We start from the raw sequence: 22,089 nt of genomic DNA on the forward strand, positions 1-22,089 counted from the left end.
CCATGAAAAATTTATTTAGACATTTGTTTATTCTCATCTCCTTATTCCTGATTTTAGGAATAACCTATGCTATCTCCCTGCAGGAAATTTCAAAGCCGGTTTTACTAAACAAAACGAAGAACTTTAGTGCGGGAGAAAAAATCATCTTAAAATTTTCTACTATTTCTGATGAAAATACCTTTTTATACTGCACTTCTTCTTATGGGTCTGCATTGATTTATCCAGCTACTAAGAATAACATCACGCAATACCTAATTCCCTCATTTTTGTCTGTTAAAAGCGGACAATTGAACTGGTATCTACATCATAAAAAGGAAATACTTTCTGGTAACTTTTATATCATTCCGGATACTATTAATAAAGTAATCTTGGAAACCTACCTGGGTCCACAACAAATTTTGGCTGGAGGTAAAGATTATGCTATGATGACAGCAATTCCTTTAGACCAATATGACAATGCTTTAAAAGACAATACCCCCCTACTTTTTAAGCAACAATTTAAGGATGCCCATAAGCTTGATTCTATTTATACCAAAAACATGATTGCATGGAAAAACATCTATTCTACACCAAAGACCGGTCGTATTCTTACCACGGTAAATCATAAAAAAAAGAGTTCAAAAGAAAGGTCGCTAGAGGTATTTCCTTTTGTTGCAACTGATTTTTCAATTAAAGCATCTCGTACACATGAATATGCAGATGGAAATCAAATAACAGAACTTACAACCTCTATTATTAAAGATACTTATGGAAATATTGTAGCAGATGGTACCATGGTTAACTTTTTAGCCACTAATAAAAAAGGATTTCTAATAAGTGTACCATCAAGTACGCTTCAAGGAGTGGCTACAGGTAAACTATTACACCCAGAAGAGGCAGATACCCTCTCTATAAAAGGATATATAAGAGATCTTGCAGAAAGTAATAAAATTACGATAATCTATCAGCAAGCAATAAAAGATTTTGATGTGACGCTTTCAAATAATGGTTTCAACATTACAGTAGGGCCAATTAATAGTTTTATGAATCAATTAGTTCCCGATGGATTTACCGTGTATTTACAATGCTATGATACAAAAAAAATACTCTTTAGCGATCAAAAAACAACCTCCAGGGGTGAAACGAATTGGGTTTTAAAGCCAGAAGATTTTCCCAACGGGATTTCCAAAGTTGTGATTAAAGTCGCAGGAATAGAAAAAAGCCTCAAACCTAAAATTAATCCATGAAAATAAACATCAATATCTATAGAGCAGGGCTTCTGATTTCTTTTGTAGCAATCAATATTTTAATAGTGGTAGCTATTAGCAATATATTGTCTTATTTGAATACCGGAGCAGAAAGGTCTTCTATGTTGCATACTAGTATTGACAAACAACTAGCATATCAACCAGAAGTAGAATGGCAACCATTAGTTAACGAAGGCAGATCTATGGAGTCTCAAACGCTTCAGCAGATTGAAAAAGATTATTTAAATGCGTGGTACATAAGGAATGTAGCCTATTTATCAAATAAAAAATATGGAATTAAAGATTTTTATACAGATAGTGCTCGAGTTAATCTTTACAAACAAATAGACTATCAGGTTAAGAACAATTTGCATATTGAAGGAACTACAATTGCACATCATCCAGAACTTTTATTTTACAGTGCCGATGGACAAATGGTTGTTATAAAGGATAAGGGAGTACAACGTTATGAGCGCGTTTTAGATCGCAAAAAAGTACTTCTAGAAAACTCTGAAAAAGATGATTTTAAAGCCATTTTATTACTTGAAGATGGATTTTGGCGCATAAGACATTTGGTGAAAGAAAAAAATTCGTATTCAGAAAATACGCTTCAGGAAAAAGATCGTATTGTAGTTAAGAATGGGGCTTTTCTTATTAATGAGCAGCCTTTTCATTTAAAAGGAATTAATTATTATCCCGCAAAAACACCTTGGGATCTTTTTGGTAAAAGATTCGATTCTACTATTCTAAAAAAAGACTTTAAACTTATCAAATCTATTGGCCTAAATAGTATCCGAATATTTATTCCCTATGAAAATTTCGGAAAAGAAAACGTGCACCCTAGAAAGCTAGAGAAATTAAAAATAGTATTGGATTTAGCACAAGAAAACGATATTAAAGTGGTGCTTACACTATTTGATTTTTACGGTGATTATTCTGTACTCAATTGGACTTTAACGCATAGACATGCACAACAAATTGTTGAAACACTAAAGAATCATCCTGCTTTGCTTGCGTGGGATATTAAAAACGAACCAGATCTTGATTTTGAGTCCCGAGGAAAACGTATGGTATTAGCTTGGCTTAAAAATATGATTAAACTTATCAAATCCTACGATAATTCTCATCCAGTTACTATTGGATGGGCGTCTCCTGAAGCAGCCATTGAGCTTAAAGATCATGTTGATTTTGTCTCTTGGCATTTTTACCAAGACATGGGAAAATTAGAGAATGCCTATTCCAAATTAAAAGTTGCTACCTCTGGAAAATTATTAGTCTTACAAGAATTTGGCCTTTCCTCTTATAAAGGATTTTGGAATCCTTTTGGATACACCGAGGAAGAGCAAGCAAATTATCACCAGAAAATGCAACAGTTTATAAAGAAAAAAAAGATTCCTTTTATGTCTTGGACGCTGTATGATTTTGAAACTGTTCCAAAAAACGTTGTGGGTAGATTGCCCTGGCGAAAACAACAACAAAAGCATTTTGGATTTATCACGAGCGATGGCATTCCAAAAGCTTCATTTAAATATATAAGCCATGATTAAAATTATTAGACATGTTCTACTGCTTTTTTAGAAGATGCATCTGATTGTAATCTTTCAAAATGTCCCAAATAAATTTCCACAATGCGTTCCATTGGTAATGAACATGCCGCTTTATAATTTTGCTTTCCAATGGAAATACGTTTACCATCATTCGTTATTACATTTTTAATGGCACTCGCCAAAGAAATAGCATCTTCAGGAATAAAAAATTCACCGGAATAGCCTTCATCACGAATGAGTGTTCCAAGATCTGAAAGATCTGGCAGCACAACAGCTTTCCCATAACTTCCTGCCTGATGTAAAACACCAGAACTACCAGTAGTTGAGGTATACGGAAATACAACTACAGCACTATCTGAAAAAATACGGGGCACGTCTGCTTCTTCCACGTATCCAGTAAATCTAAGATTTGTGAGATGGGGATATTTTTCACTTACACTTTCTAAATATCCGGGAGTATTTGGACTATCTGTTCCTGCAATAACAATTTCAATATTATGTATACCTTGTTGCATCAATAACTCACATGCATCTATAAGAACTTCTACTTTTTTATAGGTTCCAAACTTACCAAAAGCCATTATTTGTTTTGGTCCCTGAGGTAATTTATAATCTGGAGAGGGAGGAGTCTCAAAAGCACCATGAGGAACCAAAACTACTTTTTCAGTTTTATATTTTTCGCTTAATATGGTGACATATTTTTGAATGGTAACTGCTACCAAATCAGAAATCAATAAAAAACGTGTGAGTGTAGCTCCTATGAAGTTATAAATCCATTTTAAAATAGGGTTCTTAGTAAAACCTGCATTTTCCAAGTCTACCCGTTCTAAAATATTATGCAAAAGTACAATAGTAGGTATCCCCCTTAATTTACAGAGTGCTGGAAAAAGTAATCCTAAAGCTGCTGGAATTTTTTTATCTCCAAATTTAAGAAACTGGAGATTAAAAAGCACTCCATCTGGTCTCGTTTGTGAGATTGCCTTCGTCATAGTCAGAAGGTTCTTATGACTATTGAACTTCCAACAATTAACAACCGTAATCTTACAATTACCCTTAAAAATAGGTAGTTCCGTTTCCTCAGGGTCGGTATCCGTTAAAAGAATGAGTTCTTCTACCGTTTCATTAGCAGCAAAATGTTTTACCAAATGATATCCATATTCATTAAGGGTAACCTTGCTGGGGGGTAGGGCAGTTACAAGAGCAAGTTTCATAAGTAGTTGTTTTATATAAAATTTGGGTTTATTAATTAAGATTTATTTTTATTTTCGTTTGAGCCGTCTAAAAGACTAGAGTTTCTTAAATGAGAATCAACATTAGCATTTAAAAAAAAAGAAATCGTTTTTTATCTGTATTCAATTGAAAAAACACTAATTGAAGTATAAATAATATTGCCATCGCTATAATTTGAACATGAACTACTTGTTCAAGGTTTTTGTGAAACATTGCAATTAATACTACTTGTGTTAATCCCATGAGGCCAGATAGTATTACAGGAATATATTTATCTAATGAAAGAAAGTAATAACTAAAAATATTAGAGATTGCAAACAGCGAAGTAGCAATCGCATACATCCATAATAAGTGAGCCATTGAGAGATATTGCTTCCCAAACATTATACTAATTATAAATTCTGGTATCAAGGCACAGGCAACCACTATTAAAAAAGACAATATAGATACCGCCCCTACATATTTAAACAATTCTCCACTATGTGGTTCTCCATCTTTCTGTTTTTGCACCACAGAAGGAAGTAGTTGCATGACAAACATCCAGGCAACAAAATAAACTACACGACCAATTAGGGCTAGAGAAGCGTATAAGCCTGCTTCCAATTGCGAAAAATAATGCTTCACCAATAGGATGTCACTATTATTAATAACAATTTGGGTCATCTCATAAAAAGCAGTAATGAGAACAAACATAGAAATGGTCTTTTGTTCTACTTTGGTCATTTTTCTTTGTAAAATTCCTTTGTTTTTTGGCTTTCTATCCATGGGAAAAAGACCCATTACTAAAGAGCATAAAATTCCAATTGATACTATCACAGCGGTACTATTAGTGAATAACCATAGTAAAATAAGAGTAATAAGTAATCTACTCCACATTTCAGACTGGTAAGTCATGCTTAAAGCAACAAATTCTTGCCTTCCTTGAAAAAAACCACGATTTACACTTAACAGGAAATAAAGAGGAACGCCAAAACCAAATACTACAAACATACTTGTAGTGTCTGTTTGAAAGAGCATCTGTAATTGATTGGAAAAAACAATAAGAAGTAAACCTAAAAATAGTCCAATGAAAATTGCATATAAATACATCCTTCTTCTAAAGTCTATATTAACATTTTCTGGCAAAGTAACAGTAAACTTGGCAGTGGCTAATTGAAAGGTCATTGCTAGAAAAGACAGAATTAATAGAAGGGTAATCATTAAAGCTGCGTCTGCAAATGCTTTAGGACCCAAAATTCTACCCAATAATAGGTTATAAAGATAATTCCCTCCATTAACGACAAATACAGATAGCATAAAAATCTGAGATGAAGTTATTCTAGCGGGAATCGCTTTAAAAATGGTCATTTTCATGATAATTTCAAGGTTTGGGATTTCAAAGATGCAAAACGTGAATGAAAAACCTTTCAAATTTCGATGAGGGGTCGATATCTGTAGACGAATGTTTGCCGGCGAATGCTTAAATTGCGATTTGAAAATTCCTACTTAATTTCACCATGACAAAACAAATTATCTGCTTTCTTTTTTTTGGTTTAGTAATGATTTTAGGTTACGCCCAAAACCCACTTCAAAAAGGTTTCTCTTATTTAGAAAATGGCAACTATGCCAAAGCAGAAGTTTTCTTTAAAGGAATTCTCAAAACAGACCCAGAGAATAAAACAGCCTTACTTTGCTATGGAAGAGCTGTTGGATTAAATGGCAAGCCAGAAGATGCCATTACCATTTTTACTCAATTGCTAGATAGGTATCCTGATGATTTTGAAATACAGCTTAACTATGCAGAGTCTTTATTATGGGGTGAACAATATGATTTAGCAGAAAAATATTATATAGATTTGGTTGCTTTGCAGCCAAATAGTTTTCCAGCTTTGTTAGGCTATGCCAATACCCTGTCTAATCTCAAAAAATACGAATCCGCATTACTCTTGGTGAATAAAGCATTAGCGGTAATTCCTGGAAATAAAAATGCTTTACTTTCTAAGAAGTACATTCGTCTTGGCTATGCAAATCAATTTAGTAGTAATCAGCAATATGATAGAGCATTAGACATTCTTAGTGAGAATCTTATAGATTTTCCAAAAGATAAAGAAACACTCTTAAACATTGCCAATATATACCTGATTACAAAAAACATTGAAAAAGCTAACAGTACCTACAAAGCACTTGCCATTAATCAAACAGATTCTATTATTGCCTTGAATGGAATGGCTCTGGCAGCGCATATTAACAATGAAGATAAAAAAGCATTAGACATCGCAAAAAAAGCATTGGTTCTCTCAAAAAAGATGAAAGAAGGAACGCTCTTAGAACAAACGCAAAATAGATATGCTCAAGCACTTATTTGGAATAGAAACTATTCTAATGCTGAAGACTATATTGAGGTATTAGCCAAAAAATATAAAAATGAAAATTGGCTATTATCTTTAAAGGCCACATTAGATTTGTATAGAAGTAATTTTAAAAAAAGTATTGAATACTACCAAGCAATGCTTGTAAATGACAGTACTTCATTTGATGCTAACCTTGGGGTGGCTAATGCTTATAAGGCTCGTGACAATACAAAAGCCGCCTACAGAGCTGCATCTCAAACGTTGAAAATCTATCCTAATCAAAAAGATGCAGTTAATTTTCTTGAAAAAATCGATTTAAGCTTAACCCCTCTTCTAGATCAAAAGGTTGCGTACACCTTTGATAATGGTAATAACACTGCCATTAGCACTAATACCAACGTACAGTATCCCCTAAGCTATAGGTTGACATTAACGGCTAATTTTGATTATAGAAATACCCAAAATAGCATTACTGATAATGAAGCTTCGGCCTATTCTCTTAATACAGGACTTGCGTGGAAGTTACTTCCTGGATTTGTAATGAATATGAAAGGTGGTTTGTTAAAAGCAACCTCTTTTTCAGGTGATTATACCGCATTTATAGGAGAAACCTTCGTTAATTTAAAATTGTTGAAACTTCAGGATATAGAAATAGGTTATAAAAGAGAGGTGCAAAATTTTAATGCAGACCTATTAAATCGCTCCATTATTTCCAACAATTATTATATCAATCACAACTTGAGTAGTAATTTTAATTTGGGCTGGTTCACACAATATTTTTTTACCTCTCAAAATGATTCAAATGAGCGGAATTTATTTTTCACCTCACTTTATTATACCATTTTGAGGAGTCCCGTATTAAAAACCGGGTTCAATTATCAATACATTGCTTTTAAAAATCAGGTGCCAGAAATATACTTTAGCCCAGAAAGATTCAATGCAGTGGAAATTTTTGCCGATTTTCTTAAAACGGAAGATGCAACACTTTCTAAAGAGTGGTTTTACCAATTAAGTGCAGCAACAGGATTTCAGTTCATCGAAGATCAGAAAAAACAAAGTACCTACAGATTAACTGGAATCGTGGGCTATAAATTCTCAGATAGGCTGCTCACTTCAATATATGGGAAACACAGTAATATTGCTTCGGCTACCGCAGCGGGTTTTACTTTCACAGAAATAGGCCTTCAGTTAAAGCTACTTCTTAACAAAAAACCTATGTTCGCTAGGGATTAAATTAATCAGCAGCTAAATGAATATTTATTTAATGATGTCTTCATATATTTTTTATTGTTTTGAATAAAAAAAGGTCATCCATATGAATAACCTTTTATTTATATAATCTAGAAATACTATTTTTTTTCTAAGTACTAGGTACGCTACTATTTAAGCTACTGACTTAGTCTCCATAACTTCATTTTCAACTTCTTCTGAACTAATATTAGAAAGAATATAATCAGCTGATAATTCACTTTTTTGGGTAGATTTTTTACGGCTTAAGAAGTGTGAACCGATAAAAAAAAGCGCATAGCACGCAAGTGCGATAAGGTAATTTTCCATGATATTAAGATTTTAAGGCGATTGCAATATACAAAAAAAACTGTTTTTATAAACTTTCTAGACAAAAAAATTATTTAACAATAAATTTTCCGGTACACACTTCACCTTTGATGCATCTAATTATATACGTGTAAAAACCAGCGTTCAGATGTTTTGGATTGAAAATAAATGTATTTTTATTTCCTAATTGGTAAAATTTACCCAATACACTCCTGCCGGAAAGGTCAAAAACCTCCATATATATAGTTTCAGATACAAACGGGATTTCTATATGGGTTTGTGTAGAAAAAGGGTTAGGATAATTAGATGCTTTCTTAATTACATCAAGAAAAACCTCTTCTTCAGACGCTACGTTTTGATTCGTAAAAGCCAATTTTGAAACGTTCAGATTGAATTCGCTGAAATTCATATAATCTCCTTGTACCGAAAAAATAACAGTTCTTATTTTTTTAATGGAATTTCCATCAAGTCCGATAAAATCTGTAAATGGAATTGTAATTGATTTCTGATTTTCATTCGGGAGAAGCGCATAGGTAAGTCTGTCTTCCCAATTGGGAGTTTCATCAGTCAACAGAATTACTTCTACTTCCTTATTATTCTGAATTGTAAAAGACAGTTCATCATAGTTTTCTACATTCAACAATTGATCTCCAGGAAGTAATGTTCTAAAAACATTTACAGTACCCATAACCTCCCCGGAAGCACTCATACTTCTCTCCACTTGATATATTCTCTCTGAATCGATAGTGTTTAATTTGCGCTCAGCCATTATTTCAAACTCAGTAATGCGTGTCTCTTCAGCATTGTAATCAATACCCCATGGGCCATCTGCAAGATACATGGCATCATATACACTACTGGTATCTGTAATTAATGCAAAACCAACATCAAATAAGTTACCTGTATTAATCACTACTTCTTCCCTATAACTACCTGTTAACGGAACCGACAATTCCATAGAAATCTCATCAGATAATTCGGTTTCTCTTTTATTCGCATTGAAAAGAACAGAATTTGTAGCTATTCTATTTATTAACTCCAACTTAAGTTGTCCGTTTTCATATTTCCCATTGCTTATAAATACATCTGGGATTTGTTGTGCTACTTGATTACTTTTAATTGTTTTTTCTTTCGCTAATGCAGTTAATATATTGCCTGCAACGGTGCATACCTGCGGCATAGACATACCCCATACCTGAAAATTTCTATAATTGCCGCCAGGATACTTCTCAATATTCCAAAGGCTATACAAATTATAATTAGACCCATCGTCTAGAACAGAGAAAGTTAGCGCGTATTCTGTCTCTCCATTTGCTCTTTTTAATTTAGAATAAATAATCTTATGACCTTTTAACGAAATGGTTCTAACATCTTCTAATTTGGAGCTGTTCAATCTATCACAGATTACCTTTGAATGATCATAAACCGTACTTTCAGTAAGAGTTGCTAAAGCTGCTAAAACGCGATTTTCCTCTTGATAATAGTCTATAGAGAAAACCTCTTTTGCATTGGTAACACCTACCAAGTCTTCAGGACTAGATTTATAAGGTATTTCTGTTCCATAAAACCCCGTTTCAGGAAAATAGTGGTATAAATTACCCTCTGTTTTGGAAGCTCTATAGGTATCTTTTTGAAAAACAGTTTGAAGTTCTATAGCATTCGCAGCTGTTTTATTTTTTACACGCTCAAAATTTCTTTTCGCTATTAAAGTTGCTAAATCTCCATTGCTTTCCAAACCACCATCATTTCCCGAGGTCACCGGAGTATAGTCCGTAATTAAACCTAAATTCTCATTATTAATCGCTCTGTAAGGATTTGCTGATACATAAAACAAAGCGTCATTAAAGTCATTATCACAAGATCCATAATCTCTTCGGATATCTTCAAAACCCAAAATAATTCTTTCATTTTCTGGATCGGCTAATAACACATTGTGATATCTTAAATTAGGATCTGCTTCTGGATTGAAATCAGGGTCTGAAAATAGTTGCCAACGGCCATAACCCACGCTTCCATTAGACCATGCGTCTGCTAGTAAAACCCATCCAATTCCTGTATTCGCTTCAAAACGGCCAATTTTTACTTTATTCCCAACCTGCAAACCACCTCCACTGCCTTGCGCACTTACATTAGGAAAAATTATTGTAATATCTTCAGGAGCGGGAGCCTCCGTAAGCGGGTCATTTATATTATAAGTATAAAAACCCAATACGTTTTTATAGCCAGCCCCCTCACCAACAAATGTCACCCAAACATCTGCTGTCTCAGTAACAATAATATCGGTATCGTACCCCGATGAAATGTATTGCGGATTGTAATCTGGTACTGGAAAACCTTCGGGTAGAGCAAGCGCAACGGCATCCAAAGTTTCTTGATCTACAATATCATCTTCAACAAGGTAAAGAGGTGTACCATCCGAAGTATAATTTCCTAGGAAATTGTAATTCTGCGCATTCAAAGAAACCACTATCAATAAGAAAAATCGTAGGATAAATTTTTTCATCTTTTAAAATTTGGTTTTGTAAAAGTATCAGCTAAATGAAGAGACTTGTGATATTTTTAGACCAATTGATGGTTTTCCTTCGATAAATGGTGTGTAAATTAATCCTTACAAAAGATTCAGGCGCTTTATTAATTCTGGTTTACTAGAACGACTTACGGGAATTACGCTTTTCTCAATAAGCACACTATTGTCTTCAATGTCAATTATCTTCTTGAGGTTGATGATGTAAGAACGATGTACCTTTAAGAAAATACTGTCGGGTAATTTTTCTTCTATTTTCTTCATCGTAGAATGCACTAAATAGTTTTTAACCTCTGTTCTTATATTTATATAATCACCCTTTGCTTCAATAAAGAAAATATCTGGCATATTAATTTTGATGAGTCTCCTATCAATATTTACGTATAAATCGTTCGCAGAGTTATCTTCTTTTTCTGTTTGAGTTCCACCTTCTTGTTTTAATGGTTTAAAATTCTTAGCTCTTTGCACAGATTTTAAAAAGCGCGGGAGTGATAAGGGCTTCACCAGGTAATCAACAATACATTCATATTCAAATGCATCAATTGCGAGATTACGGTCTGAAGTAGTTAAAATTATTCTAGGTGGATTTCTTAGTGATTGAATAAAATCAAACCCTGTAAAATCAGGCATATGAATATCTAAAAATATAAGGTCAACCTCATGTTGATTGAGAAATTTCATAGCCTGTATAGCATTTGGAAATTCTTCCAGTACATTTAAAGATTCAACACCTTTAGCCAGCTGACCCAAAATAGCTCTTGCGGCAGCTTCATCATCAATAATAATACAATTCATTACGTAGGTTTTAGAGCTCTACAATGAAGTCTTCTATACGCTTCAGCAAAGTCTCAAATTCAACTTGTAAATTATTGTCGGGGGTTAAAATCTTTAGACTATTTTCATATTTTTCAGCTATGAAGTAGCCCTTTTCGAGGCCTAAAATACTAATTTTATGCTTAAGTTTATGAACGATTTCAGCAGTTTCTTTTAAATAGTTTTCCTGCCTCATAGAATGGTATAATCTTTTCTCTTCTGGAAATTCTTTTTGAATTACGTTTATTAGTTTCGTTCTGAACTGGTTATCATCTCCTGCGAGTGATTCTATGTATAAAAGATTAGGTAATTCTGTCATATTTCTTTCTTTAAAGTAAAGACTACATTAGTCCCTTTTTCAGGGATCGATTCAATATATACATCCCCATTATAGGTTTTAATTATCTTTTTAACAATAGCCAAACCTATACCGCTGGAAGTACCTGAACTATCCAATTTTTGAAAAATATCAAACACTCGTTTTAAATATTTCTCTCTTATTCCCTGTCCATTATCAGACATTACGAACTTATGATAGGTGCCGGTATCTTTATAATTGATTGTAATACACCCAGATGGTTTGTCTATTGCGTTAATAGCATTGCTAATCAGGTGACTAAAAAGTTGCTCTAAGGCATACTTATGACCCAAAATAACAGGAAGTTCACTGCTAGATTCTATTTTTATGTTAGATGGAATATCTAAGGTTGACAAAACCTCTTTGAGCAAAGCTTGTATTCCTACTTTTTTTTTAGCCTCTTTAATTTTATCAATCTTCGTATAAATAAGAATTCCTTGAATCAAGAGATCCATTTTTTCTAGATTATCACCAATTAGAGATAAATTATTTTGAGCGTCGCTTGGAAGTTCACCTCCATAATCTTCCTTTAACCAATAGGTAAGTGCATTAATATTTCGCAATGGTGATTTTAAATCGTGAGACACCATATGCGCATAATTATTTAGTTCTTGGTTCTGCTTTTCAAGATTTATTAATAAATCTTGTTGTCTCTCGTAGGTACTACATGCTTCTAAAGAAATTGCGAATTTTGCTATTATTGGCTCCAATTGCGCAAGTTCTGATGACGTAAACTCCGTTTTTTCACTGCTATGCAAAAACAATAAACCTTGATTACCCATATAAAAAACAGCAACACATCCTCTTTCTACAGCAGAAGGTGCTATTGAAATAAGTGTTTGATCTATTTTGTAAGAGACGGGTTTTTGTTTACTAAATAGCTCTTTTAAGAAAGCCTTATCTATAACCTTATCTACATTCCTATCTGGTACTGGCAAGGAATATGGAACAATACATTCTCCATTTTGGTCTGCATATATCCAACAAGCACTCAAATTTTTTCTTGCCAATAATTGTTTTAAGAAAAAGTCGCAATTTTCCTTATACGATAATGATTTTCCAATAGCCATTGAAAATTCGTAAAGTTGAAGTACTGTCGCTATATGATTTGTGGCCTCTACTTTCATTCAAATAATCCAATTACAATGGTTTTATTATAAAACTCTAGATAGCCATTGCCTTGAGAAGATATTTCTCCTAAGGTTAAAGCCCCATTAATTTCACTTGGTTCATGTGCTTCTAATAATACTTCTTCTACTTCTGCTAGCTCCTTAAAAAAATTATCTTCCAAAAAAAGTGCCCTAGAAATACAATCTATAATAAAGGCCTGTTTAGGGTTTTCGATTCCATCAGCACTTGATTGTGCAGCTTCTTTTGCCGCTAGAATTAACGTATTTTCTTCACCCCAAAGAATATCTAGAATAGTATTTTCTGGAACTTCACCAACACAAATTAATCCACCCGATTCATCAATACTAATTGGATCACGTACTACATATTCTGCTCCATCCTTTAAAATCCCAAAAGGGTAGGCTTTAGCAACACTAAAAAAATTGTCTTTTTCAACTTTTATATCGCTTTTGTCTTCTAGAGCTGCTTTATAAATCCCAAGTGCATCTTCCCAATTGAGTTGGTTGATTACATTTCGTGAAGTTCTTGTAGCAATAACTGGACCGGCAATCTTTTGCCAACCGTGTTTTACTCCTACGCTCACTTGTTTCTTTAATAGCATACAAACGGCTGCATTTTGAAATATTCCTTCCTTACTAAACACAGAAGGTCTCTGCTTAAGAGATAGACTTCCTGCACCTCCACCAAAATAAAATATTTTACTCCCAAATTGCCGATAGAGCTCAGATAAGTAATGTGAAATATTTGGAGCTAACCCATCTACGAAGGTAAGCATGCAATAGCTTGCATTTTTATCAAGATCTTTTGGGGGTATTGTAAAATTCATAGAATCCATATGCTTTATCATAAAAATTCCATCCTCTACCAATGAATCAAAAAAACTAACCACTATACCCGTATCAAAAACTTGTTTTCCATGAATAACTTTTGGAAAAAAACCACCTGCAAAATTTGTTCCTCTTGCATTGAGCTCATCTATAAGAATTTCAATATTTATATCCGTATGCTCTGCTATACAGATAAGCACAGCATCATCATTTGCCTTATCACTAATGATATTTGCTACTAATTTTGGGTCTGTTACTTCTATATACATAATTGATAAGATTATTTTTTAATGGTCACATAAAAAGTAGTCCCTTTATTTAATTCACTATCAAGCCATATACGTCCATCGTATTGATCAATAATTTTTTTAACTATTGAAAGCCCAATTCCAGTAGAGTCCTTATGGTTTCCTAAGGATTGAAAAACCTTAAATATTTTTTTATGATATTCTTCTGGTATTCCAATACCATTATCCTTAATAGCAAATTCCCAATATTTTTTCTTCTCCTTGCAATACACTTCTACCCTACCATCTTCCTGATTAGCGTAATTAACGGCATTGCTTATAAGGTTTTGAAAGAGTTGTTGCATTCTTATAGGATCTGCCTTAATCACTGGCATTTCATTTACAATTTTCACTTTAACATGGGAGGGAATAAAAATAGTTCTTACAATATCTTTTAAAATTTTATCAATGGCCACTTCTTCTCTAATATGTCTAGAGTTTTGGATACTTGAATATCTTAAAATACCATCGATTAAATGATCCATTTTTTGAATTTTCTCCTGCATCATCTTCAGGTTATTTCTACCATTTTCATCTAATTTTTCTTCGTAGTCTTCATGTATCCAAGAAGCCAAAGCACTTATGCTTCGTAAAGGTGACTTTAAATCGTGCGAGACAATATGTGCAAATTCTTTAAGTTGTTCATTGTTAACCTCCAGTTTTTTGAGCAACTCTACACGCTGTTGTTCTGCTTTTTTACGTAAGTTTAAATTTAGCACATGCCGCAATTTAGCCGCTGCTAAATTGGCAATGCTGATGAGTGTTTCAAGATGTGAATTGGTAAAATAATTTTTAGAAGAATGTTCAGAATCAATAATCCCAATGACTTTCCCTTCTGAGATTATTGGAACTGTTATTTCTGAATAATTCATAATCTCATCTGGAATATAACGGCTATCTTTTGATGTATCTGAAACTATTTCAGGTTTTCCTGTAAGGGCTACCGAGCCCACAACACCCATACCTAACTTTATTCTCATTTGAGGTGAATAGCCTTCTCTTTTTTCTTTTTTTATTCCATAAGCTGTTGGAACTAAATACTCTTTATTATCATCAAATGTATAGATAAGACAATCCTCGAAACCAAAAAGACTCATTGTATTTTCTGCTATAATCCAGGTAATTTCTGTAAGATCTGTTTTACCAAGAATAGAAGACATTATACTATTAAGTACTTTGAGGGTAGATGATTCTTTAATTTGATTAGTGATATCTTCAATCATCCCTACTTGATACTTCTCATTTCCATTATTATCTAGGACAGAATTAACAATTGTGCGTCCTATAAGAAGAGAGCCATCTTTTTTTTGATAGGTTTTTATCTTTGATTTTCCAGCAGATGAATCTCCATGTGTTTTATAAAATTCTTCGGAAATAGCAGGAATCTTAGTTTGCACGGCAAAATCACTAATATTCTTATGCATTAAATCTTTAGATTCATAACCCAACAGTTCTTGAAAAGCATTGTTTGATTTAATGATATAACCATTTATGGTAAGGAAGATACCAACAGGAGAATTATCAATAATAATATCTAATTCGCGTTTTTGCTCTTCAAATATTTCTTTATTAATGGTCTCTTGAGTAACATCTCTAACAATTCCTTGTGCAGCAATTGGTTTTCCTTCTACATTATAAATAATACTACAATTAACATGCACCAATTTGGGTTGTTTGCTTTTGGTAAAAATACGTGCCTTGTAATTTGTGTAAGAACCCTTTTTATATAATTCCTGAAACACTTTTGTGGTATATTCCAGATCATTCTTATGCACCAAAGACAACAAATTAAAAGCCTCTTTATTTACATCATACCCCAGAAGGTCAATTGCGGCATTATTCATTCTTAGCACATTACCAGATATATCTATAACAACATAAGCATCCACAATATTTTCAAAAACTCCTTCTAGTTCTGAGGTTTTCTCACTTAATTTGCTCTCTAATTTTGCGTTTACCTCCTGAAGTTGCAACGTAAGATTATATAATTCCAAAGCTTTATCCTCCAGAATTTTTTCTGCTTTCTTTCTTGACGCTTTTTCTCTTGCTAGCGCCCTCTTATAAATGTCCTCACTTATTTTATTCATTCAAGATTGCTTCAAACTTTACCCGTTTGCCAAATTTGTCTAAGACCTCAAAATTAACAGTAGCATTTTTACCATAATGTTCAAATGTTTTTTCCATAAGTCCTTTGGCAAACATATATAAGCTCCGTTCAGATTGATATATCATAGTTATTTTAGTATCGCTCTTCTCTATAACATCAAAAGAAGGTAATTCTGCGTCTTTATAAATCTTTCTTACATGAACATGGATATGACTTTCAATTGCATTTAGAAGATCTATGGGAGATGTATACATCTCAAAAATATTGGCATGACTTTCCACTAACTTTTTGAAAAAGTAGTGTCCGTAGGCGTAGATAAGATTACCTGCGGCAATATCAGACTTCTCACTTAAATTGTGAATTAACTCAAACATTTCTGCAGCATCGTAGGTACCTACTGCTGTATAGATTGCTTTCGATTTAAGATTAGAATTTTCAATTATAAAATCAAGAGTTTCTAATCCGAATTTTTCTTCGACCATTTCAAGAAACTCCGTAAATACAATACCTTTCATAGCTCAAGTTTTGGGGCTTAAATCTCATTAAAGGAAACTAGTTAAGCAATTTTTCTAAAATTTAATGACTTATAGCAACAAGTTATGCTTTTATAAGTTCATTAGAATCCCAATAATCCAAAATAGTCTTTAACTTTTCAATATAGTGTTCATATTTCAAAGGTTTTAACATATAACCCGCAATACCAATCTCATAGCACTCTTGCAAATCCTGCCGATTACTTGAGGTGGTGAGAATTATACTTGGTATATATTTAAAGACTTTATTTTCCTTTAAAATTCTCAGGAACTCAATGCCATTCATTTTTGGCATGTTTAAATCTAATAAAATTATGTCAGGTATTACATCATTATCTTGAAGAATTTCCAAAGCATCTTCACCATTACCAGCCTCGATAATATTATGTTTAAGACCTAATTTAGCTATTGTGCGATGTAATTTCATTACTTCTATTACATCATCTTCTATGAATAGTATATTGAGCGCCATTGAAAAAAGTTTTTCATCAAGGTTAAAATTCGCATTTAAAAGATTATTATTTCAAAGGCTTCGATTAATCTATAGTTACTATAGGTGAAAGGTTGATTTTAATCGATGAACAGTATTTATAGAAATCTTACACTCAAACAAAAGCTTACTAAGTAAATCTATTAGGACAAAACATTCGTAGATCCATACTAGTTTTTTGTTTATTGATTAATTCGCATACAAGTTTTCCAGTAGCAGGGCCCATACTCCATCCCATCATGGCATGACCTGCTGCAACAACCAAATTTTCAAGAGAAGAAACATAACCAATATAAGGGAGCCCATCTGGTGTTATGGGTCTTAACCCACACTTTGCATTTTTTAATTCTGAATCTATAAGATTAATTTGTGTGTAATAATCACTAACTGCATTAGAAATTGCTTTTACTCTTTCTGGTCTTATAATGGTATTACTGCCGGAAAACTCCATGGTTCCAGCAAACCTAGTAAAACCTATCATAGGAGTTACCGCTACTTTTGATTCCATTAATACTGCCGGATAATTAATACCCAAATCTCTTGAGGAATTTATGCTGTATCCTTTACCAGGCTGTACTGGTATTTTCAATTTTAATTTGTTCCCTAAACTCCCCGTCCAAGATCCAGTTGCCATCACCACCTCATCTGACAGATATTCATTTTTATGAGTAACTATTTTGGTAACGACGTTCTTTTTAATTTCTAAATCAATTACTTCTTCCCCAGACACTATTTTCACATTATTATCCTTAAGATAAGTAATCATCTTAGGCATAAACTCATTAGGAGTAGTATGTGCATCACACTTATACAAAAATCCGCCTTGAATTTCATGATTTACTGTAGGTTCTAGTTGAAGTAATTCCGTCTGATTTAGTATCTGAACATTTAAGCCTTCGTTTTTGGCTATTTTAACTACTTCAAACTCTCTATCTGCTTCTTTTTGAGTTTTATAAAGCATCAATAGGCCCTTTTTATCTAATTGAAAAGTGCCGAGATCTTCAGACATTCTTATTTGATCGTATAAGCTTTTACTCAATAAATTAATTTCCTTGATAATTGGTATCGCTTTTTGTACTTTTTCTTTTGTTGTAGATTGATAAAAATGATAAGCCCATTCAAAAAAAGTGAGATCAAGTCTAGGCTTTATATAAAATGGACTTTCCTTCTTTAGCAGAGAGAGTAGTCCCTTTTTTAGCATTCCAGGAGATGCTAACGAAATGAGATGGCTAGGAGTTATATATCCAGCATTTACATAAGATGCTCCTTCATTTAATGCTGATTTATCAATAACTGTTACGTTGTAACCTTCTTTATTTAGATAGTAGGCAGTACACAGCCCTATAATTCCTCCTCCTAAAATGGTTACGGTTTTCATTTCTACAATTTAGTATTGATTCTGCAATCTCACACAATATTCATTTTTTTGAGTAAAAAAGAAGCATTCATATTTTTACAAACTCCCTTTTTCAAGCGATAGTCAAAATAGAGCTCATCATTGTTTATTTCAGCATCAAAATAGTAATTTTTTACTTGCGATAAGTTTTCTTCAAGCTCGCATAAACTAAGGTCATGAGTGGCTACAATACCGGTAATTTGAGCTTGCACCAGTTTTTCAATAAATTTTTTAGATCCGTTTGCCTTATCTGTACTATTGGTTCCTTTTAGAATCTCATCTAAAATGACAAAGTATTTTTCATTCTGAATTGTTTCTACAATAAATTTTAATCGTTTAAGTTCAGAAAAAAAGTAAGACTCATCATCCGTCAAAGAATCACTGGTGCGCATACTTGTAATGAGTTTTACAGGATGATAACTAAACTCTTCTGCACAAACTGGAAGTCCTGCATTTCCCATGACTACGAGTAAAGAAACGGTTCTTAGAAACGTACTTTTCCCAGCCATATTAGCACCCGTAATAATAAGAAACTGTCCTTTTATAAGTTCAAAGTCATTCTTTACACTTCTACTAGAATCCAGTAATGGATGTGATGCTTGAAGTGCTCTCATCTGTATTTTTTCTTCTGAAATCTTAGGAAAACAATACTTTGGGTGATTAAACACAAAATTTGCTAAAGAATTGTGAGCATCAAAAAAACGAATTAGATCAAACCATTTCTCAACCTCACTACTGTAAGATTTAATCCATTCTTCAATACGTCTAGATTGGTATAAATCCCAGAGCAAAAAACCATTTGCCAATACTCCAAAGAGCATGTTATTTCTTTGATCTAATGAATTCAATGACTTACTAAAATCTTTTAATACAATTGAGGTTTTGAATGCTCCTTTCTGGATAGAAGCTAGTTTGTTGTTTAAAATAACAGACTTAAATTCTTTATTCTCTAGTAATTTCATTAATTGATGATACTGATCAAAGGTACTTTTAAGCTTTGTAGTATGTTCAGACAACTTATTAACTCTTTTAAAAAAACGACCTGAAATACCCAGACCTATAAAAAACCAATACAACAGAAATCGTTCATTTATTAAGTCTGATGCCGAAGCTATTATTAAAGCTATCGACCCCAAAGAGAATAGTATAGAAAACATCTTTGAGCGGACTGGTGTAAATGCTTGATAGCTATTTATCCATTGCACTACCAGATTTGAAGAAATCTCAGCCTTAATCATTGAAGCCATTGCTGCAAACTCCTGCCGCCAATTTGATTCTTTTGAAAGCTCATGCAACGCTTCTTGCCTATTTTTAATGTTTTCAATATCATTGGCCATTAGCAATTCTGCAAGTTTCTCTTTTCCCTCAGCTAAGGAGGTACGATTCAGATATTGAAAAAAAGAACCCTTACCAAAAAGGTCTATATCTTTTGAAAATTCATGTGAAGATTTTAGAAACTCTGATCCGTTTGAAAGTTCTTTAAAATCTCTATTTAAAACTTTTAATTCAATTGTATTTATTTCTATAAGCTTCTGTGTTTTTTCGTAGTAGTATTTTAAATCTATATATTTTGATACTAAAAATAAAAAAAGAATACATCCGGGTATTCCTAGATAAAATAACGATCCTACTCCGCTATAAAGCCAATACATAGCCAAGGCGGTTGCAAGAAAAACCAATAAGCGTAATAGGCTCAAATTTCGCAAACTTCTTTTCTGAATAATCAATTTATTCTGAAGCGTTTTTAAACGGGATTTGTAATAATTAATGGGAGCTTCTATACGTTCTCCTGTATCTTGAGTATAATTCATAAATTTTCTAATTCTCGCTTTAGCTTTAAAGACATCCCTTTTACAACCAAATCATATGAATGATCTATCAACTCCAAAATTAAGTGAGAAGGTATTTCCCCAGATTGGAGGCTAAGTGTATTCCAATGCTTTTTACTCATATGGTATCCTCCTGTAATACTTTCAAAAGAAGCTCTTAATTCCATAGCATAGTCTGGATCACACTTAAGATTGATAGAAGCCTCTCCACTTTCCCAATTTTCTAAAGGTAAGAGAGCAAACATTTTACCAAGTACTTTAAAAACCAGCGTATCCTTATCAAAAGGAAAATCTTCAAATACACCCTTTTTAGCCAAACAGTATTCTCTTATTTCGTCAAGATGCATTCGCTCTAATATTTTAGCCTATAAATTTACATTAATTAAAGAAAAAATGAACTTTATACCTATTGACTTTAGCTACCAATATATTGGTTATGGAATTGCTGAAATTACCTGTATTCGGTATTTTCGAATAAAAAGGAAGTAGTCTCCTTTATTCTTCGCTCAAAATTTTTTTGCTTTTTGGATCTATAGTTAATGCAGAATAGTCTAATTTCCAACCAATGGTTCCCACAATATTTTCCATAAGCAAAATAGCTTCTAAGGCTTCTTTTTTTGCTGTATCCATTAAGCTGCTTTCTGGGATTTTATCTAAAATATGCTTTTTCGCTTCTTTATTGAGTGCCGTTAAATCTTCTGATGCAAATCTATTAAATAAACCATCTTTAATATCATAATACTTCAAATCTGGCTCTATAGTTATCACTTCTGGTTGTGGAAAACTGGTTACTATAATGGTTTTCTTTGCCAGATTTGCATGCATCTCTATTTTTTTCATGTCAAAACCAATATGAGTTTTAGCATTAATAATGATTAAAGCTTTCTTTTTACTAATGAAAAGATTCATGAAATGAACTTTGGTATTTTCGTAATGAAAAATCTCTGCAAATTCTCCTTCTACAGTAATTAATTTACAGACTGTTCTTATTTTTTCAAGAAGAATAACAGATTGCTTCTCTGTAAGTTCTTTGTTTTGCCGTTTTCTGAATAGAGAGAATATCCAATACATAAATATGGCTCCCAGCAATAGACCTAAAAAAGCAATTAACAAATCCTCCATGTGTCAAATATACTAATGTTCAAAGTAATTTATACAATATGGGTTTGCTGGGAGTTGCATCATTTTCAAAAGGTGCTATCTGTAAATTTAGCAGGTACTCTCCATCTTTAATACTATTGGCCACATAGATAAATTCAGTTATTGTTGCATGTGCTCTTATTGTATTATAATAATTCCAAAACGCTTTATGCGCTACTAATTTACCTTCGTCCTTTTCTTTATCCACCGAAGGTAAATCTATTAATAAGTGCACTACACCTATTTCCCGCAGAAAGATGGCGGTTTCTTCTAAAAGATAAGGAGGGTTGGTATTTGAATATTTTCGCGAATGCTTTTCTATCGTATTTGGTAAAGTTCTTATAATCAAAGCTTCAGGCGCTTTAGAAAGCAACGCTTTTTCAACCTGTTTTTTCCCTATTACATAATCGTTTTTTAATTTTTCAGGAGCTATTGTAATTACCTCAGCTAAGAAAAAAAAACGAGTTAGTACTTGATTTACAGGATAGACTTCTTTAGTAATATGACCTACACTTTCTGTATGTGTACCGTGAGCATGCGGATTGAAATTGATGGTATTAAAATTAACAGGAGAACCAGCAGCTACACTCCCAATAAAGTTTCCATCTTCTACTGGCACTATGCTTGGAGGATCCAAATACCATGCACCAACGTTTTTTTCTCCCGATCTTAACGGCAAAGAAATATCTAACGGTTTAGAAAAATCTACCTGATAGCTATTGTTTTTTATTTGAAGTGTTCCTTTCAAACTAATGGCGTCTATT

The 22,089-nt window shown here is 33.0% G+C and carries 19 protein-coding genes; 3 read left to right on the forward strand and 16 right to left on the reverse strand.

Going from position 1 to position 22,089, the window contains the following annotated elements; all coding sequences use genetic code 11:
* Positions 1 to 2: 2 nt before the first annotated feature.
* Both WBG07_RS09090 and WBG07_RS09095 read left to right on the forward strand, forming a co-directional pair.
* Positions 3 to 1,226, forward strand: a complete 1,224-nt coding sequence (locus WBG07_RS09090) for a hypothetical protein (protein WP_340200537.1) — start codon at positions 3 to 5, stop codon at positions 1,224 to 1,226.
* Complete coding sequence (locus WBG07_RS09095) at positions 1,223 to 2,773, forward strand: glycoside hydrolase family 2 TIM barrel-domain containing protein (protein ID WP_340200539.1); 1,551 nt, start codon at positions 1,223 to 1,225, stop codon at positions 2,771 to 2,773. The genes WBG07_RS09090 and WBG07_RS09095 overlap by 4 nt, the downstream gene beginning before the upstream one ends.
* A 5-nt stretch (positions 2,774 to 2,778) precedes the next feature.
* On the opposite strand, the gene WBG07_RS09100 is transcribed toward WBG07_RS09095, so the two are convergent.
* Positions 2,779 to 3,984, reverse strand: a complete 1,206-nt coding sequence (locus WBG07_RS09100; protein ID WP_340200542.1) for a glycosyltransferase — start codon at positions 3,982 to 3,984, stop codon at positions 2,779 to 2,781.
* A gap of 109 nt (positions 3,985 to 4,093) precedes the next feature.
* Positions 4,094 to 5,356: an oligosaccharide flippase family protein gene (locus tag WBG07_RS09105; protein ID WP_340200545.1), complete on the reverse strand. Its 1,263-nt coding sequence runs from the start codon at positions 5,354 to 5,356 to the stop codon at positions 4,094 to 4,096.
* 143 nt (positions 5,357 to 5,499) lie between these two features.
* Between WBG07_RS09105 and WBG07_RS09110 the strand changes: the two genes are divergently transcribed.
* Entirely contained in the window at positions 5,500 to 7,566 is a 2,067-nt protein-coding gene (locus WBG07_RS09110; protein WP_340200547.1) for a tetratricopeptide repeat protein, read from the forward strand.
* A 150-nt stretch (positions 7,567 to 7,716) separates the two neighbouring features.
* On the opposite strand, the gene WBG07_RS09115 is transcribed toward WBG07_RS09110, so the two are convergent.
* From WBG07_RS09115 to WBG07_RS09180, 14 genes are all read right to left on the reverse strand, one after another.
* Positions 7,717 to 7,890, reverse strand: a complete 174-nt coding sequence (locus tag WBG07_RS09115) for a hypothetical protein (RefSeq protein WP_340200549.1) — start codon at positions 7,888 to 7,890, stop codon at positions 7,717 to 7,719.
* Between the two features lie 70 nt (positions 7,891 to 7,960).
* Complete coding sequence (locus WBG07_RS09120) at positions 7,961 to 10,393, reverse strand: DUF4114 domain-containing protein (protein WP_340200550.1); 2,433 nt, start codon at positions 10,391 to 10,393, stop codon at positions 7,961 to 7,963.
* 105 nt (positions 10,394 to 10,498) lie between these two features.
* Positions 10,499 to 11,209 (reverse strand): LytR/AlgR family response regulator transcription factor, encoded by a 711-nt coding sequence (locus WBG07_RS09125; protein WP_340200552.1) that lies wholly within the window; start codon positions 11,207 to 11,209, stop codon positions 10,499 to 10,501.
* 10 nt (positions 11,210 to 11,219) lie between these two features.
* Positions 11,220 to 11,546: an Hpt domain-containing protein gene (locus tag WBG07_RS09130; RefSeq protein ID WP_340200553.1), complete on the reverse strand. Its 327-nt coding sequence runs from the start codon at positions 11,544 to 11,546 to the stop codon at positions 11,220 to 11,222.
* Entirely contained in the window at positions 11,543 to 12,712 is a 1,170-nt protein-coding gene (locus WBG07_RS09135) for a GAF domain-containing sensor histidine kinase (RefSeq protein ID WP_340200555.1), read from the reverse strand. Before WBG07_RS09135 ends, WBG07_RS09130 begins: the two co-directional genes overlap by 4 nt.
* Complete coding sequence (locus WBG07_RS09140; protein ID WP_340200556.1) at positions 12,709 to 13,812, reverse strand: FIST signal transduction protein; 1,104 nt, start codon at positions 13,810 to 13,812, stop codon at positions 12,709 to 12,711. The genes WBG07_RS09135 and WBG07_RS09140 overlap by 4 nt, the downstream gene beginning before the upstream one ends.
* Before the next feature lie 11 nt (positions 13,813 to 13,823).
* Positions 13,824 to 15,917, reverse strand: coding sequence for a PAS domain S-box protein (locus tag WBG07_RS09145; RefSeq protein ID WP_340200558.1), 2,094 nt, complete (start codon positions 15,915 to 15,917; stop codon positions 13,824 to 13,826).
* Positions 15,910 to 16,452 carry a heme NO-binding domain-containing protein gene (locus WBG07_RS09150; protein ID WP_340200560.1) on the reverse strand — a complete coding sequence of 181 codons (543 nt, stop codon included), beginning with the start codon at positions 16,450 to 16,452 and terminating at the stop codon, positions 15,910 to 15,912. The genes WBG07_RS09145 and WBG07_RS09150 overlap by 8 nt, the downstream gene beginning before the upstream one ends.
* Positions 16,453 to 16,534: 82 nt before the next feature.
* Positions 16,535 to 16,942: a response regulator gene (locus tag WBG07_RS09155; RefSeq protein ID WP_340200561.1), complete on the reverse strand. Its 408-nt coding sequence runs from the start codon at positions 16,940 to 16,942 to the stop codon at positions 16,535 to 16,537.
* 148 nt (positions 16,943 to 17,090) lie between these two features.
* Complete coding sequence (locus WBG07_RS09160; protein WP_340200562.1) at positions 17,091 to 18,338, reverse strand: NAD(P)/FAD-dependent oxidoreductase; 1,248 nt, start codon at positions 18,336 to 18,338, stop codon at positions 17,091 to 17,093.
* Positions 18,339 to 18,367: 29 nt separating this feature from the next.
* Positions 18,368 to 20,167 (reverse strand): MutS-related protein, encoded by a 1,800-nt coding sequence (locus WBG07_RS09165; protein WP_340200563.1) that lies wholly within the window; start codon positions 20,165 to 20,167, stop codon positions 18,368 to 18,370.
* Positions 20,164 to 20,532 (reverse strand): MmcQ/YjbR family DNA-binding protein, encoded by a 369-nt coding sequence (locus WBG07_RS09170; RefSeq protein WP_340200564.1) that lies wholly within the window; start codon positions 20,530 to 20,532, stop codon positions 20,164 to 20,166. Before WBG07_RS09170 ends, WBG07_RS09165 begins: the two co-directional genes overlap by 4 nt.
* Before the next feature lie 148 nt (positions 20,533 to 20,680).
* The gene (locus tag WBG07_RS09175; protein ID WP_340200565.1) at positions 20,681 to 21,307 is read right to left on the reverse strand and encodes a DUF4230 domain-containing protein; all 627 of its coding nucleotides are present in this window, start codon (positions 21,305 to 21,307) and stop codon (positions 20,681 to 20,683) included.
* Between the two features lie 19 nt (positions 21,308 to 21,326).
* The gene (locus WBG07_RS09180; protein WP_340200566.1) at positions 21,327 to 22,073 is read right to left on the reverse strand and encodes a cyclase family protein; all 747 of its coding nucleotides are present in this window, start codon (positions 22,071 to 22,073) and stop codon (positions 21,327 to 21,329) included.
* Positions 22,074 to 22,089: the final 16 nt, after the last annotated feature.

It is taken from the genome of Ascidiimonas meishanensis, from assembly GCF_037782385.1.
GTDB lineage: Bacteria > Bacteroidota > Bacteroidia > Flavobacteriales > Flavobacteriaceae > Ascidiimonas > Ascidiimonas meishanensis.